Source organism: Martinezella hainanensis (genome assembly GCF_900094555.1).
GTDB classification, from domain to species: domain Bacteria; phylum Pseudomonadota; class Alphaproteobacteria; order Rhizobiales; family Rhizobiaceae; genus Rhizobium; species Rhizobium hainanense.
Genome location: NZ_FMAC01000004.1, coordinates 296,462 through 309,229, shown reverse-complemented (window position 1 = coordinate 309,229; position 12,768 = coordinate 296,462). Strand labels below are relative to the sequence as shown.

Genomic DNA, 12,768 nt, shown 5'->3' with positions numbered 1-12,768 from the left:
GAAAACCGCCATGAATACAGACTTTTCCTGGATGGCCTGGACCCTGCCGACGGCGCTGTTCTTCGCGACCATCCTGCTGCTTTTGATCGGCATGGCGGTCTGGGAATATTTTTCGCCGGGCGGCAATCCGCGCCTCGGCATTCTGCGCTTCGAAACGACGCGCGGCGACCGGCTCTTTATCTCGCTGCTCGGCGCCGCCTTCATCCATCTCGCCTGGCTGGGCCTGGGAGGCCCCAGCCTGTGGTGGGCTCTTGCTCTTTCCGTGGTCTACGCCATCGGCGTCTTCCGTCTGGTCTAGCGCGGAATCAACCTGTTACCGCTCCGTTGCCCATTCGGTCATGCGGAGCAGTAAGGCAAATCGATACAGATGGCCGGAAGTCCGGCCGGCTGACAATGCACTCGCAACCTGTAGGGAGGAATATATGCGACGGCATCTCTTGACGACAACGGCAGTTGCCCTGCTGGCCCTGGCCGGCACGGCGCATGCCGGCATGAACGAAGCCAAGACATTCCTGGACAACGAGATCGGCGATCTCTCGACGCTCTCGCGCGCCGACCAGGAAAAGGAAATGCAGTGGTTCATCGATGCGGCCAAGCCCTTCAAGGGCATGGAAATCAAGGTCGTTTCGGAAACGCTGACGACCCATCAGTATGAATCGCAGGTTCTCGCACCGGCCTTCACCGCCATCACCGGCATCAAGGTCACCCACGACGTCATCCAGGAAGGCGATGTCGTCGAGAAGATCCAGACGCAGATGCAGACCGGCCAGAACCTCTATGACGGCTGGGTCAACGATTCCGATCTGATCGGCACGCATTGGCGCTACAAGCAGGTGCGCAACCTGACGGATTGGATGGCCGACGAGGGCAAGGACGTCACCAATCCGGGCATCGATATCGCCGATTTCATCGGCAGCAGCTTCACCACCGCTCCGGACAAGAAGCTCTACCAGCTTCCCGACCAGCAGTTCGCCAACCTCTACTGGTTCCGTTACGACTGGTTCAACGACCCGAAGAACAAGGCCGATTTCAAGGCGAAATACGGCTACGAGCTCGGCGTGCCGGTCAACTGGTCGGCCTATGAGGACATCGCCCAGTTCTTCACCGGCCGCGACGTCGACGGCAAGAAGGTCTTCGGCCACATGGACTACGGCAAGAAGGACCCGTCGCTCGGCTGGCGCTTCACCGACGCCTGGCTTTCTATGGCCGGCAACGGCGACAAGGGCCTTCCGAACGGCCTGCCGGTCGACGAATGGGGTATCAAGGTCGATGCCAGCTCCCGTCCTGTCGGCTCCTGCGTCGCCCGCGGCGGCGACACCAACGGCCCGGCTGCGGTCTATTCGATCCAGAAATATCTCGACTGGCTGAAGGCCTACGCTCCGGCGGAAGCACAGGGCATGACCTTCTCCGAATCCGGTCCGGTTCCGTCGCAGGGCAATATTGCCCAGCAGATCTTCTGGTATACGGCCTTCACCGCCGACATGGTCAAGCCCGGCCTGCCGGTCATGAACTCCGACGGCACGCCGAAGTGGCGCATGGCTCCCTCGCCGCATGGCGTCTACTGGAAGGACGGCATGAAGCTCGGCTATCAGGACGTCGGCTCCTGGACGCTGATGAAATCGACCCCGGTCGATCGCGCCAAGGCGGCATGGCTCTATGCGCAGTTCGTCACCTCGAAGACTGTCGATGTGAAGAAGAGCCATGTCGGCCTCACCTTCATTCGCGAATCCACCATCCGCGACAAGAGCTTCACCAAGCGCGCTCCGGAACTCGGCGGTCTGATCGAGTTCTATCGCTCGCCGGCCCGCGTGCAGTGGTCGCCGACCGGCACCAACGTTCCTGACTATCCGAAGCTCGCGCAGCTCTGGTGGCAGGCGATCGGCGATGCCGCATCAGGTGCCAAGGATGCCCAGGGCGCCATGGATGCGCTCTGCGCCGATCAGGAAAAGGTGATGCAGCGCATCGAACGCGCGGGCGTGCAGGGCGACATCGGCCCGAAGCTCGCTGAGGAGCACGATCTCGCCTACTGGAACGCCGATGCCGTCAAGAACGGTCATCTCGCTCCGCAGCTGAAGGTCGCCGACGAAAAGGAAAAGCCCGTCACCATCAACTATGACGAGCTGGTCAAGAGCTGGGCCGACGCCAAGCAATAAGCACCCGTATCCGGAGATGCGGCAGCGCCGGGGCCTGAAAAGGCCCCGGCTTTTTTTGCCGAAACACCAGATGTCTGAGTCGAAACGAGGCTAAAGAACCGAAAGAAGCACCGCGACCTCTGTCACAGACTTGACACACTCCAACAACCCACAAACTATCCTTATCCGGGTCATGAAATTCCGACGCCGGTGATTTCGGATGTCCATGACAGATTTCAACAAAAGGAGAACAGCATGAGAAGCGGATATTGTGGGCGGTGGGCGCTCTTTACAGCCATTGGTCTTGCCGCCTTGCCGGCCCTTGCCGCCGATCTACCGGACGCCATGCCCGACGACAATCTCAACGCTGTTCTTTGGGACCAGACTTCGGTCGAGGCGCAAGCCAACGCACTCGGTGCCTACGCACTCGGCCGCATCAGGCTTGACGAAGCATTGGCTGACAAGACCTGGACTGCAGCCCCTGTCGAGCAGACAGGTAATTTCCAGGATTTTCCGCCCGCCATCATCCTCGACGTCGACGACACCATCCTCAACACCTCGCCCTACCAAGCGCGCAACATAACGACGGGTACGAGCTTCAAGCCGGAAACCTGGACGCAATATGTGAATGCCCAGCAGGATAAGCCGATTCCCGGCGCGGTGGAATTTACCCAATATGCAGCGTCAAAGGGCGTGAAGGTCTTCTACGTCACCAACCGAACCGCCGATGAGGAAGGCCCGACCGTCGAGGAAATGAAGCACTTCGGCTTTCCGATGGGCGACAATGTCGACACTTTCCTCAGCGCGAAGGAGCAGCCCGACTGGGGCTCCGCCAAAGGCACGCGCCGCGCCTTCATCGCCAAGAACTATCGCATTCTCCTGATGTTTGGCGATAATTTCGGCGACTTCACCGACGACTACAAGGGCACTGTCGAGGAGCGGCAGAAGGTGTTCGAGGCCAACAAGGCGCATTTCGGCCATGACTGGATCGCCATCGCCAACCCGACCTATGGCTCGTTCGAAAGCGCACCCTACAAAGGCGATTACAAGCTGCCGCCGGAAGAACAGCGCCGGATGAAGCAGAATGCGCTGACGCCCTGGGATGGGAAGTGACCTTCCTCGATAAAGACCTGTCAGGTGAATTCGTGGCTGTGGCAACTCTGTGCCTGGCCCCTCACCCCAACCCTCTCCCCGCACTGCGGGGAGAGGGAGTGCTACAATGCCAAATGCTGCTGCTTGGAGGAGTCGATTGTCTTGCCCAGTCGTCCCCTCGCCCCGCTTAGCGGGGAGAGGGCTAGGTGAGGGGCCAGGCAGAGCGTTTCGGCAAGACCGAACTCACCTGATCTTCACTCATATAGCCAACTATCAATCAACTCTTCCGCTTCAATTTCGTCGCACCTTCTTCCACCAGCCGCTTCGCTGCCTCCGCGACAGTGATCTTGCCGAAGGCGAGCTGGTCGGCGACGGGGCGGGCGACGTTCTGGTCGAATTCTCCGGAGCCGAGCGGTGCCGGCACGGGGTAGGTGCCGACCTGATCCTTCAACAGCTCGATATATTGCACCGTCTGCTGCTCCACCGGATTGAGCGTCGGCAGAATGGCCGCACGCACGGCGGGCGACATGGGCACACCGCGTTCGACGCCGAGGATCTTGCCGGCATCGACGTCGTTGACGAAGAAATTGATGAATTTTGCCGCAGCCTCGCCGTTCTTGCTGGTGGCGCCGACGCTCCAGATCAGGGCCGGGCGATAGTAGTGGCCGGAGGGACCATCCTTCTTCTCGCGCGGCAGCATCGTGACGGCGAGCTTGCTCTTGACCACGAGTTGGTAGCCGACGAGCTGGTTGGAATAGGCCATGCCGATGGCAGATTTTCCGAGCGCCAGGCAATTGCTCTCGATGACGTTCTGGTCGAGCGTCTGGACATCGGCCGAGACGGTGCCGCCGCGTTTGCGCAGCTCTTCCCAGTAGCTGTACCATTCCTTGGCATCGTCAACGCCGAAGCCGAGCCCGCCTTCCTCGGTGAAGAGACTCTTGCCGCGCTGGCGCAGCCAGACGTCAAGCACATAATTGTAGCGCGCGCCATAAGGTCCGCCCCAGTAGCCGCGCTTGCCGGCCGCCTTCGTCATTTCCACGGCGAGATCGGCATATTCGGCCCATGTCGTCGTCGGGCCGGGCGGCGTCAGGCCGGTCTTCTTGAACATGTCCTCATCATAGAACATGGCAAAGGAGTTCAGTCCCAGGCCGACGCCGTAAAGCTTGTTGTCGACCGTGGTCAGCTTCAGCACGTCCTTGCCGAAGCTGTCGACATTCAGCGTCGAGGGCACGAACTGGTCGAGCGGCATGCAGGCGCCACGCTTGGAATAATCGGAGATCGTGCTCGGCTCGAGCTGGAAGACATCGGCGATGTTCTGGCTGGCCATGCCGGTTGCAAGCTTGGCCCAGTAGCCGTCGCCGCTGATGCTCTCACCGATGACAGACAGGTCGGGGTTCTTGCTGTGGAACAGCTCGGCCACCGCGACCGTGCGCTTGCCGCGATCGGGCGAGCCCCACCACATTGCCCGGAGTTGCGTCGCATCGGCAAAGGCGGGCATTGCCCCGCCTCCGAACGCAAGACCCGCAGCGGCTCCGGCGGTTCCGATCATGAACGAACGACGATTCATGCGCATGAGATTCCTCCTTCTCTTGCGTTGTCATCCGCGGCGATCTCCCCGACGCCTTCAGCGGACAAGTTGGCGCGACGATATGCAACTTCACAGCATTGTGCAATAAAAAATCTTTCTATTGCAAATTTGCATAATTTTGCATACCGTTTGCGCTATGAACGATCTTCGCTCCAAACGCATCAGGCAGGCCGATATCGCCACTGCCGCCGGTGTCTCCGTCTCGACGGTGTCGCGGGTTCTCACCAATGAGCCCGGCATCAGCGAGACGATCCGTCAGCACATTTTCAAGGTCGCGAGCGATCTCGGCTATCCGCTGAAGACCGCAGCAGAAACGACGGCCGGCGGCCTGGCACTGATCGCCAGCGACAGCGTCACCGGCGGCTTGAGCGTCTTCTACGAGGGCATTCTGGAAGGCCTGCGGGCGGGTGCTGCCGAGCGCGGCATGCGCTTCGACATCCGTCTCGTCCGCGAGGCGAGGACCGAGCCTGATCTGGTGAGTGAATATCTGCAGACCGCCGGCGCCGAGGGTCTCTTTCTCGTCGGCATCGACCCTTCGGAAGAGCTGTGCCGCTGGCTCGAGGCCAGCGGCACGCCGACCGTACTCGTCAACGGCACCGATCCGAAGCTGCGTTTCGACGGTGTTTCGCCCTCGAATTTCTTCGGCGCCTATAACGCAACCCGACGCCTGCTCGATGCCGGCCACCGCCGCATCCTGCATCTGACCGGCTCGCATCGCCAGACGATCCGCGAGCGCATCCGTGGCTTCGAGGCGGCAATCGCCTCGGTGGAAGGTGCAGAGGGCCGCATCGTGCCGATGAATTTCCGGGGTAGCTCCAGCCACGAGGCCCATGACAAGACCGCCGAGATCCTAGCCGCCGGCGAGGGCTATACGGCGGCCTTCTGCATGAACGATTTCATCGCCGTCGGCGTGCTCGACGCTGTCACGGAAGCCAGCCTGCGAGTGCCGGAGGATTTCGCCATTGTCGGCTTCGACGACCTTCCCTGCGCCCTGATGACCAACCCGCGGCTGGCAACCATGCGCGTCGACCGCGCAGCGCTCGGACGCGAGGCCATCGGCCTGATGATCGCGCGCTTCCGCGACCGCGATGCGCCGGCCCGCCACATCTGCCACGGCGTTCAATCGATCGCCGGCGGCACTCTTCCACCCGAAAGCTGAGCCTTCCCCAAAGCGGAAACAATCGAGAGAGCCATGCCGATGATCTACGACCCCGCCAGCGCCAATCCGCTTGCCGGCAACCCGCTTGCAAACCTTGCCGACATGCGCCGCGCACTGACCGACCTCTTCGACCCGCTGCTGCCCTATTTTTCCGAAGGCAACGCCCGTGTCCGCATCGATGGTGCGGGAGCCCACTTCGACCGCGCCGCCGCCGATCTCGAGGGCTTTGCCCGTCCGCTCTGGGGTCTTGCACCGCTCGGCGCCGGGAATGGCGACTTCCGTCATTGGCACCGCTTTGCGGAAGGCCTCGCCAACGGCGTCGATCCGAAGCACCCCGAATATTGGGGTACGCTCCATGGCCGCGATCAGCGCATGGTCGAGCTGGCTGCGCTTGGCTTCGCGCTTGCGCTCGTACCCGAAAAGATCTGGGAGCCGCTCGACCAGCGCGCCCGCGACAATCTGATCAACTATCTCAAGCACGCCCGCACCTTCGATTATGCCGACAACAACTGGAAATTCTTCCGCATCCTCGTCGATATCGCACTCGACCGCCTCGGCGTCTCCTTCGACCGCAGCCTGACCGAAACCTATCTGAACGAGCTGGATGGCTTCTACATCGCTGACGGCTGGTATCGCGACGGCAATGTCCGGCGCATCGACCACTACATTCCCTTCGCTATGCATTTTTATGGCCTGATCTACTCCAAGCTCGTCAAGGACGACCGCGCCGAACGCTACCGCGAGCGCGCCGTCCTCTTCGCCAAGGATTTTCGCCACTGGTTCGCGCCAGACGGCGCCACGATCCCCTTCGGCAGAAGCCTCACCTATCGCTTCGCTTGCGCCGGCTTCTGGTCGGCGCTTGCCTTTGCCGATGTCGAGGCGCTGCCATGGGGCGAGATCAAGGGCCTGTGCCTCCGGCACCTGCGCTGGTGGGCCGACAAGCCGATTGCCCACCGCGACGGCACCCTGCCGATCGGCTTTGCCTATCCCAATCTGTTGATGTCGGAGAACTATAATTCCGCCGGCTCGCCCTACTGGGCCTTCAAGGCTTTTCTGCCGCTGGCTTTGCCTGAAACGCATCCGTTCTGGACTGCAAAAGAAAAACCGCCGGAGAGTGAGCCGGCTATCATCCCTCAAACGCATCCTGGTATGGTGCTGATGCGCAGCAAGGCCGATGTCGTCGCACTCTCCTCCGGCCAGGAAAACCAGCAGATGCGCTTCGGCGCGGAAAAATATTCGAAATTCGCCTATTCAGCCCGCTACGGCTTCAGCGTCGAGAGCGACGAGCGCATCTTTACCGGCGGCGCCTTCGACAGCATGCTCGCCTTCAGCGACGACGGCCTGCATTACCGCGTGCGCGAGACCAATGAAGAAGCCAAGCTTGCCGGCGATACGCTCTACGCCAAATGGTCGCCGTACCCCGATGTGACGGTGGAGACATGGCTGGTCCCGGCCGCACCCTGGCATGTCCGCCTGCACAAGATCAGCGCGCCGCGGCCGCTGCAAACGGCGGAAGGCGGCTTTGCCATCGCAAGGCGTGATTTCGAGGCTGACACGCTCTCTTCCGAAACGGGCGCCGCCTATGCAATCGGCGAAGAGGATTTCAGCGGCATTGTCGACCTCGGCTCGACGATCAGGCGGGAGGGCGTCGCCCAGAAAGCGCCGCCGAACACCAACCTCATCGTCGCAAAGACCTTGGTGCCGCAGTTGCGGGGCACCATTCCCGCAGGCGAGACCATTCTCGTCTCCGCCGTGCTTGCGGAGAAGGACCCCGCTGCCGTCGATCATGCCTGGAACAAGCCGCCCGCGAAGCCCGATATCGACGCCCTGCGCGCCCTCGTCAAAGACAAGGGGATCACGGTCAGCGCCATCGAGGCACCGGGTCGCCTGCCATGACGCAATTTGCTTCCGGCCGCCCGGCCATTGCCCTTGCCATGCAGCCATCGCGCACCCGGCATGTCCTGCCGGAGGCGCTCATTCAGCGTCTCGATACGATCGGCCAGGTGCTCGACAGATCTCCAATGCAACGCTTCGACGACGCGCGTGCGGCCAAGCTGCTCGCGGAAACCGAAATCCTCATCACCGGCTGGGGCTCACCGACGATCGATGCCGCCGCACTGGCGCAGGCGCCGCATCTGAAGCTGGTGGTCCACGCCGCCGGCACGGTGAAAGGGTTGCTCGGCGACAGCCTCTTCGATCGCGGCATTTCAGTCAGCCACGCCGCCCAGGCCAACGCCCTGCCGGTTGCCGAATTCACACTTGCCGCCATCATCTTTGCCGGCAAGAAGGTCTTCCGGTTCCGCGACTTCTACGTTGCCGACCGCAATCGCCAGCGGACGGTGCCGATGCAGGCCGACGCCATCGGCAACTATGGCCGCACCATCGGCATCATCGGCGCCTCAAGGATCGGCCGGCGGGTGATCGAGCTGCTTGCCCCCTTCGACTACCGCATTCTGCTCTATGACCCGATGGTCGAGAAGGCTGAAGCGACACGTCTCGGCGTCGAAAAGGCCGAGCTGGACACGCTGATGGCATCAGCCGATATCGTTTCGCTGCATGCGCCATCCCTGCCCGCGACGCGGCACATGATCGACTCGGGCCGGCTGTCGCTGATGAAGGATGGAGCGACGTTCATCAATACGGCGCGCGGCGCGCTGGTCGACGAAGCCGCCCTGATCGCCGTGCTAAGAACTGGCCGCATCGACGCGATCATCGACGTCACCGATCCGGAAATTCCGGAGGTGGCATCGGCTTTCTACGATCTGCCGAATGTCTTCCTGACACCACATATTGCTGGTGCCGTCGGGCTGGAGCGAACCCGCCTTGGCGAGATGGCGATCGACGAAGCCATCCGCTTCATCGAGGGCAAGCCATTGCTCTATGAGGTCCGTCGCGAGTACATGGCGCGCATGGCATGATGCGACGCAGCGAATCCATGAAAACACCCTGAAATCGCCCCATTTCGGCACAGGCGAACAACCCGTTTTTAATCATTCCGCGGTAGCAATCTCTTCAGCGCATGCCCCCAAAAGTTCGTCCGCGAATTTTTGGAAAGGATTATGCGCCAACAGGTTGTTGCTGCGTCCTTTGCGCATCTTCACGACGCGCGGCGCAGCAATGAAGAGGTTCTAGTAATGCGTACCCGCGTCCTTTCCATTCTGGCCGTAATGCTGCTCAGCGTGCTGGCGGGCTGTGCTACCGCGCCGTCGCGCACCCGCAACATCTGCGCGATCTTCGATCAGCGCGACGGCTGGTTCAACAACTGGCAGCGGGCCGCCGAACATACGGAACGCAAATACGGCGTGCCGGTGCCGATCCTCATGGCAACGATCTACACCGAATCCGGCTTCCGGCCGCGCGCGCGCCCGCCGCGGCGCTATTTGCTCGGCTTCATTCCCTGGAAGCGCCCGACGACCGCTTACGGTTATTCGCAGGCGCTCGACGGCACATGGAACAAGTACAAGCGCGAGACGGGCAACTGGACGGCAAGCCGCACCAATTTCGCCGACGCTATCGACTTCGTCGGCTGGTATCACTACCAGACCCACCTGCAGACAGGCATTGCCCTGAACAATTCCTACGATCTCTATCTTGCCTATTATTCAGGCCCCAAGGGTTACCTGCAGGGATCATGGCGCGGCAATTCGACCGCTCTCGCCGGCGCCAAGCGCTTCAACGGCATAACGCGGATCTACGCGCAGCAGCTGCCGAGCTGCAACTGATCGATTGGATGGCGGCGCCGCAAGCCCTAAGGCCGCGGCTCCAAAAGATTCAAGCCATCATCCTTACCCCAGATATCGGCAATCGACACCTGCTGGCCGGTACGGCTGCTTTGCAATGCTGCGACACCGCACAGAACCGACATCGCCCCAGCGCGCGAACCGGCCCGCTGCTTGAGCTCGTCGTTCGGGCCGGCGCGCAAGAGCATGTTGCGCAGCCGGTCGTCACCGCCATAATGCCCGCCGGATGAGTGTGGCACCCAGATACGCTCGACATCGCCGAAATTCTTCATGACGACAATCTCGTCCGCCGGCGGCGTCGTCCAGTTCTGCTTCTCGTATTGGCGCAATTCGATACGCCCCTTGTGGCCGTTGAAGGCGATGTGATGGCCTTCGATCGGCATATAGGTATTGAGGGAATAGGAGACGTTGACGCCGTTGCGATAGCGGATGGAAGCAACCATCGTATCGGGGATGTCGATATCCTCGCGGAAGACGCAGGCATCGCGGACATAGCCATCGACGGTCGACGGCTCCTCGTAGAGGCTCTCGAGCAGAGGCGTTGCGCTGATGTCGAGATAATAGTCGCACTCCTCCTTGTAACGACAGCTGCGACAGCGCTCGCCGCGGAAGGGACCCTTGCGGCCGTAATGCTTGAGATCGGCGAAGGCGGAGACCGTTTCCGGATCGGAATCCAGATACCAGTTCAGCAGATCGAAATGATGCGTCGCCTTGTGAACGAAGAGGCTACCTGAATTTTCCGTGAAGGCATGCCAGCGGCGGAAATAGTCGGCACCATGGCTGGTGTCGAGATACCAATGGAAATCAACGGACGCAACCTCGCCGATGACGCCGGAATTGATCAACTCCTTGATCTTTGCCGCCGTCGGCGCGAAGCGATAGTTGAAGGAAATATCCAGCCGCTTGCCGGTACGCGCCTCGGCATTGAGGATGCGCTTGATCTTGTCGACAGTCGTCGTCATCGGCTTCTCGCTGATGACATCGGCACCGGCCTCCATCGCCTTGACGATCAGATCGTCATGAGTGGAATCGCGGGTGCAGACGATGACCAGATCCGGCTTTTCCGTCCGCAGCAATTCGTCGAAGTCGGCATAAACTGGCACCATTGCGCCGATATAGTCGAGCGCCCGCTTCGCGCGCATGGCATTGAGATCGCACACCGCCACAAGCTCGACCTCGGTGCTCCAGCGCTCCACAAGATCCTTGCCCCACATGGTCGCGCCACGGTTTCCCGTGCCGACCAGAACGTAGCGTTTCTTCGATGACTGCATCTGCTCCTCCAGAATCTGCAAACAACGATGATGAGGCCTTGGCGGCCTGAATTTATCTCGGTGGTGTGCCCCTCACTCCAACCCTCTCCGCGCTCGCGGGGAGAGGGTTGGAGTGAGGGGCATGCTCAAAAAGACTCAAAGCCCCATGATATCGACCAAAATCCTATGTCGACGACCTCTCCATTGCCGCCCAATCAGGTTCGACCGAAGAGCCGAGGCCAACCGCATTGATGACCGAGCCGATCGCAAGCTGCCCCGCCTCGATCCGCAGTCGCGTGCGGCCATTGCTGACACGGTAGAGATCAGAATGCGTCTCGGCGAAGGCGGCCTGCTCCGCCTCCGGCGCGCCGGCCATGCCGTCGACATAGTGATGGCCGTTGCGCTCGATATGCGTCATGCCGATCAGGGAAGCGAGCGCCAGATCCTGCTGCACGGCAAGGCCCCCTTGCGTCGTCAGGTCCTCCGCCGACATGAAATAGGCAATGCCGTCCTCCGCACTCCATTTGGCGACGCGCGCCCGGTTCAATAGCGAGCGATAGAAACCCTTGCAGGATTTCGAAGAGATGCCGGTATAGCCGAGCGCCCTCGCCGTAACGAAGGCATCGATGTCGGCATCGGACTCATCGATCTCCACCGGCTTGAAGGCGGCAAGCGCCTTCACCGGCTTTTCGAAGGCATGGGCGCGGGCGATCGGCTGCTCGACGAACAGGATCGAGGCGGCAAATCTTGCCAGCCTCGGCTCCGCCTTCACGCGGGCAAGCAGATCGGCGACCGCCTCGGCGGAGGAGAACTGTTCATTGCCATCAAGCGTCACCGAGTAGTCGGGCACCTTGGCATCGATGACAGCAGCTATGCGGCAGAGACGATCGATATCCGCCTCGGGCGCACCCGAAACCTTGACCTTGAAGAAGGTCAGGCCATAGGCATCGATCGCCTCCTCAAAGCTTTCCGGCAACCCATCGTTCAGGCGCTCGCTTGCCGGAATATCGCTAGGAACGATGGCGTCGACCAGACCGACCGTGTGGCGGGCGGCAAGGTTCGCTGCCGGCTCCAAGGTCGACAGAAAGCCGGAGAGATCGAAGCCCGAAAGATCGCGCGCGGTGGAGTGATCGATGCCGGGCCGATTTGCCTTGATCGCCTGCGCGATCGTCAGCCCTTCCAGCCGGCAAAGCGCGTCGAGGATGGCTCGGTCGGCAAGCGCCAGACCGAAGGAGGCAACCAGTCCGTTCAGCTTCTCCGCCGCTGCGCGGGCGTGATGCGAGGCCTCGACAGCCGCATGCAGGCCGAAAGCCGTTCCTAACCCCGCACTCCTCAGCGTATCGAGCGCCAGAGCCAGCGACCGGCGCAGCTGGTTTTCATTGTCGGCATTGGAAAGCTCGGGCGATTTATCGAACCATTTCGGCACCATCAGCTCGGCAGCCATGCCCCTAGCCGAGCGTCCCTGCGCATCCTCGATGCGTACACGCAGAAAAATCTGCCGCGCCTCCCGCAAGGTCGCCGCCCCGAAACGGAATGGAAGCCGTAGCTTGACCGGACGCTCGAACGTCTCGGCTTCGACAAGCCTGATTTTCAATGGATCGTTCATGATGCTGGTCGGCTCCCGTGATGGTCAGGCAAGTCTGTTCGTGTACGCATTGCGTTGCATGGCCCCTCACCCCAGCCCTCTCCCCGCAAGCGGGGAGAGGGAGTCTTCAAGCCCGTGACCAGTACGAAACCGGTAACGGCAAGCTGGCTTGCTCTGGCGCCCCCTCTCCCCGTTGAAAAGGGGAGAGGGCTGGGGTGAGGG

10 protein-coding genes are annotated in these 12,768 nt (G+C 61.5%); 7 read left to right on the top strand and 3 right to left on the bottom strand.

What is annotated here, in order from left to right:
* The first annotated feature begins 10 nt into the window (after positions 1 to 10).
* From GA0061100_RS15115 to GA0061100_RS15105, 3 genes are all read left to right on the top strand, one after another.
* Positions 11 to 298 (top strand): DUF2160 domain-containing protein, encoded by a 288-nt coding sequence (locus GA0061100_RS15115; protein ID WP_075853518.1) that lies wholly within the window; start codon positions 11 to 13, stop codon positions 296 to 298.
* Positions 299 to 422: 124 nt separating this feature from the next.
* A complete protein-coding gene (locus GA0061100_RS15110) occupies positions 423 to 2,153 on the top strand; it encodes an ABC transporter substrate-binding protein (RefSeq protein WP_075853517.1) in 1,731 nt (576 codons plus the stop codon).
* A gap of 234 nt (positions 2,154 to 2,387) precedes the next feature.
* Positions 2,388 to 3,245, top strand: coding sequence for a 5'-nucleotidase, lipoprotein e(P4) family (locus GA0061100_RS15105; RefSeq protein ID WP_075853516.1), 858 nt, complete (start codon positions 2,388 to 2,390; stop codon positions 3,243 to 3,245).
* A gap of 256 nt (positions 3,246 to 3,501) precedes the next feature.
* On the opposite strand, the gene GA0061100_RS15100 is transcribed toward GA0061100_RS15105, so the two are convergent.
* On the bottom strand, positions 3,502 to 4,797 hold the full coding sequence (locus GA0061100_RS15100) for an ABC transporter substrate-binding protein (protein WP_075853515.1): 1,296 nt from the start codon (positions 4,795 to 4,797) through the stop codon (positions 3,502 to 3,504).
* A 151-nt stretch (positions 4,798 to 4,948) separates the two neighbouring features.
* Here GA0061100_RS15100 and GA0061100_RS15095 point away from each other — a divergent pair, with 151 nt between their 5' ends.
* The 4 genes from GA0061100_RS15095 to GA0061100_RS15080 all read left to right on the top strand — a co-directional run bounded on the left by GA0061100_RS15095 (position 4,949) and on the right by GA0061100_RS15080 (position 9,693).
* Positions 4,949 to 5,971: a LacI family DNA-binding transcriptional regulator gene (locus tag GA0061100_RS15095; protein WP_075853514.1), complete on the top strand. Its 1,023-nt coding sequence runs from the start codon at positions 4,949 to 4,951 to the stop codon at positions 5,969 to 5,971.
* Positions 5,972 to 6,010: 39 nt separating this feature from the next.
* Positions 6,011 to 7,867 carry a DUF2264 domain-containing protein gene (locus tag GA0061100_RS15090; protein ID WP_075853814.1) on the top strand — a complete coding sequence of 619 codons (1,857 nt, stop codon included), beginning with the start codon at positions 6,011 to 6,013 and terminating at the stop codon, positions 7,865 to 7,867.
* Complete coding sequence (locus GA0061100_RS15085; RefSeq protein ID WP_075853513.1) at positions 7,864 to 8,889, top strand: hydroxyacid dehydrogenase; 1,026 nt, start codon at positions 7,864 to 7,866, stop codon at positions 8,887 to 8,889. Before GA0061100_RS15090 ends, GA0061100_RS15085 begins: the two co-directional genes overlap by 4 nt.
* A gap of 216 nt (positions 8,890 to 9,105) precedes the next feature.
* Positions 9,106 to 9,693 (top strand): transglycosylase SLT domain-containing protein, encoded by a 588-nt coding sequence (locus GA0061100_RS15080; RefSeq protein ID WP_075853813.1) that lies wholly within the window; start codon positions 9,106 to 9,108, stop codon positions 9,691 to 9,693.
* A 26-nt stretch (positions 9,694 to 9,719) separates the two neighbouring features.
* Here GA0061100_RS15080 and GA0061100_RS15075 read toward each other — a convergent pair whose 3' ends face one another.
* On the bottom strand, positions 9,720 to 10,982 hold the full coding sequence (locus GA0061100_RS15075) for a Gfo/Idh/MocA family protein (protein WP_075853512.1): 1,263 nt from the start codon (positions 10,980 to 10,982) through the stop codon (positions 9,720 to 9,722).
* A 163-nt stretch (positions 10,983 to 11,145) separates the two neighbouring features.
* Positions 11,146 to 12,567, bottom strand: coding sequence for an enolase-like domain-containing protein (locus GA0061100_RS15070; RefSeq protein WP_075853511.1), 1,422 nt, complete (start codon positions 12,565 to 12,567; stop codon positions 11,146 to 11,148).
* Between the last annotated feature and the right edge of the window lie 201 nt (positions 12,568 to 12,768).

Excerpts from the sequence above, each read along its gene's own strand:
- GA0061100_RS15080 (WP_075853813.1), top strand. The coding sequence starts at position 9,106 with ATGCGTACCCGCGTCCTTTCCATTCTGGCCGTAATGCTGCTCAGCGTG.
- GA0061100_RS15100 (WP_075853515.1), bottom strand. The coding sequence starts at position 4,797 with ATGCGCATGAATCGTCGTTCGTTCATGATCGGAACCGCCGGAGCCGCT.
- GA0061100_RS15075 (WP_075853512.1), bottom strand. The coding sequence starts at position 10,982 with ATGCAGTCATCGAAGAAACGCTACGTTCTGGTCGGCACGGGAAACCGT.
- GA0061100_RS15090 (WP_075853814.1), top strand. The coding sequence starts at position 6,011 with ATGATCTACGACCCCGCCAGCGCCAATCCGCTTGCCGGCAACCCGCTT.
- GA0061100_RS15115 (WP_075853518.1), top strand. The coding sequence starts at position 11 with ATGAATACAGACTTTTCCTGGATGGCCTGGACCCTGCCGACGGCGCTG.
- GA0061100_RS15070 (WP_075853511.1), bottom strand. The coding sequence starts at position 12,567 with ATGAACGATCCATTGAAAATCAGGCTTGTCGAAGCCGAGACGTTCGAG.
- GA0061100_RS15110 (WP_075853517.1), top strand. The coding sequence starts at position 423 with ATGCGACGGCATCTCTTGACGACAACGGCAGTTGCCCTGCTGGCCCTG.
- GA0061100_RS15105 (WP_075853516.1), top strand. The coding sequence starts at position 2,388 with ATGAGAAGCGGATATTGTGGGCGGTGGGCGCTCTTTACAGCCATTGGT.
- GA0061100_RS15095 (WP_075853514.1), top strand. The coding sequence starts at position 4,949 with ATGAACGATCTTCGCTCCAAACGCATCAGGCAGGCCGATATCGCCACT.
- GA0061100_RS15085 (WP_075853513.1), top strand. The coding sequence starts at position 7,864 with ATGACGCAATTTGCTTCCGGCCGCCCGGCCATTGCCCTTGCCATGCAG.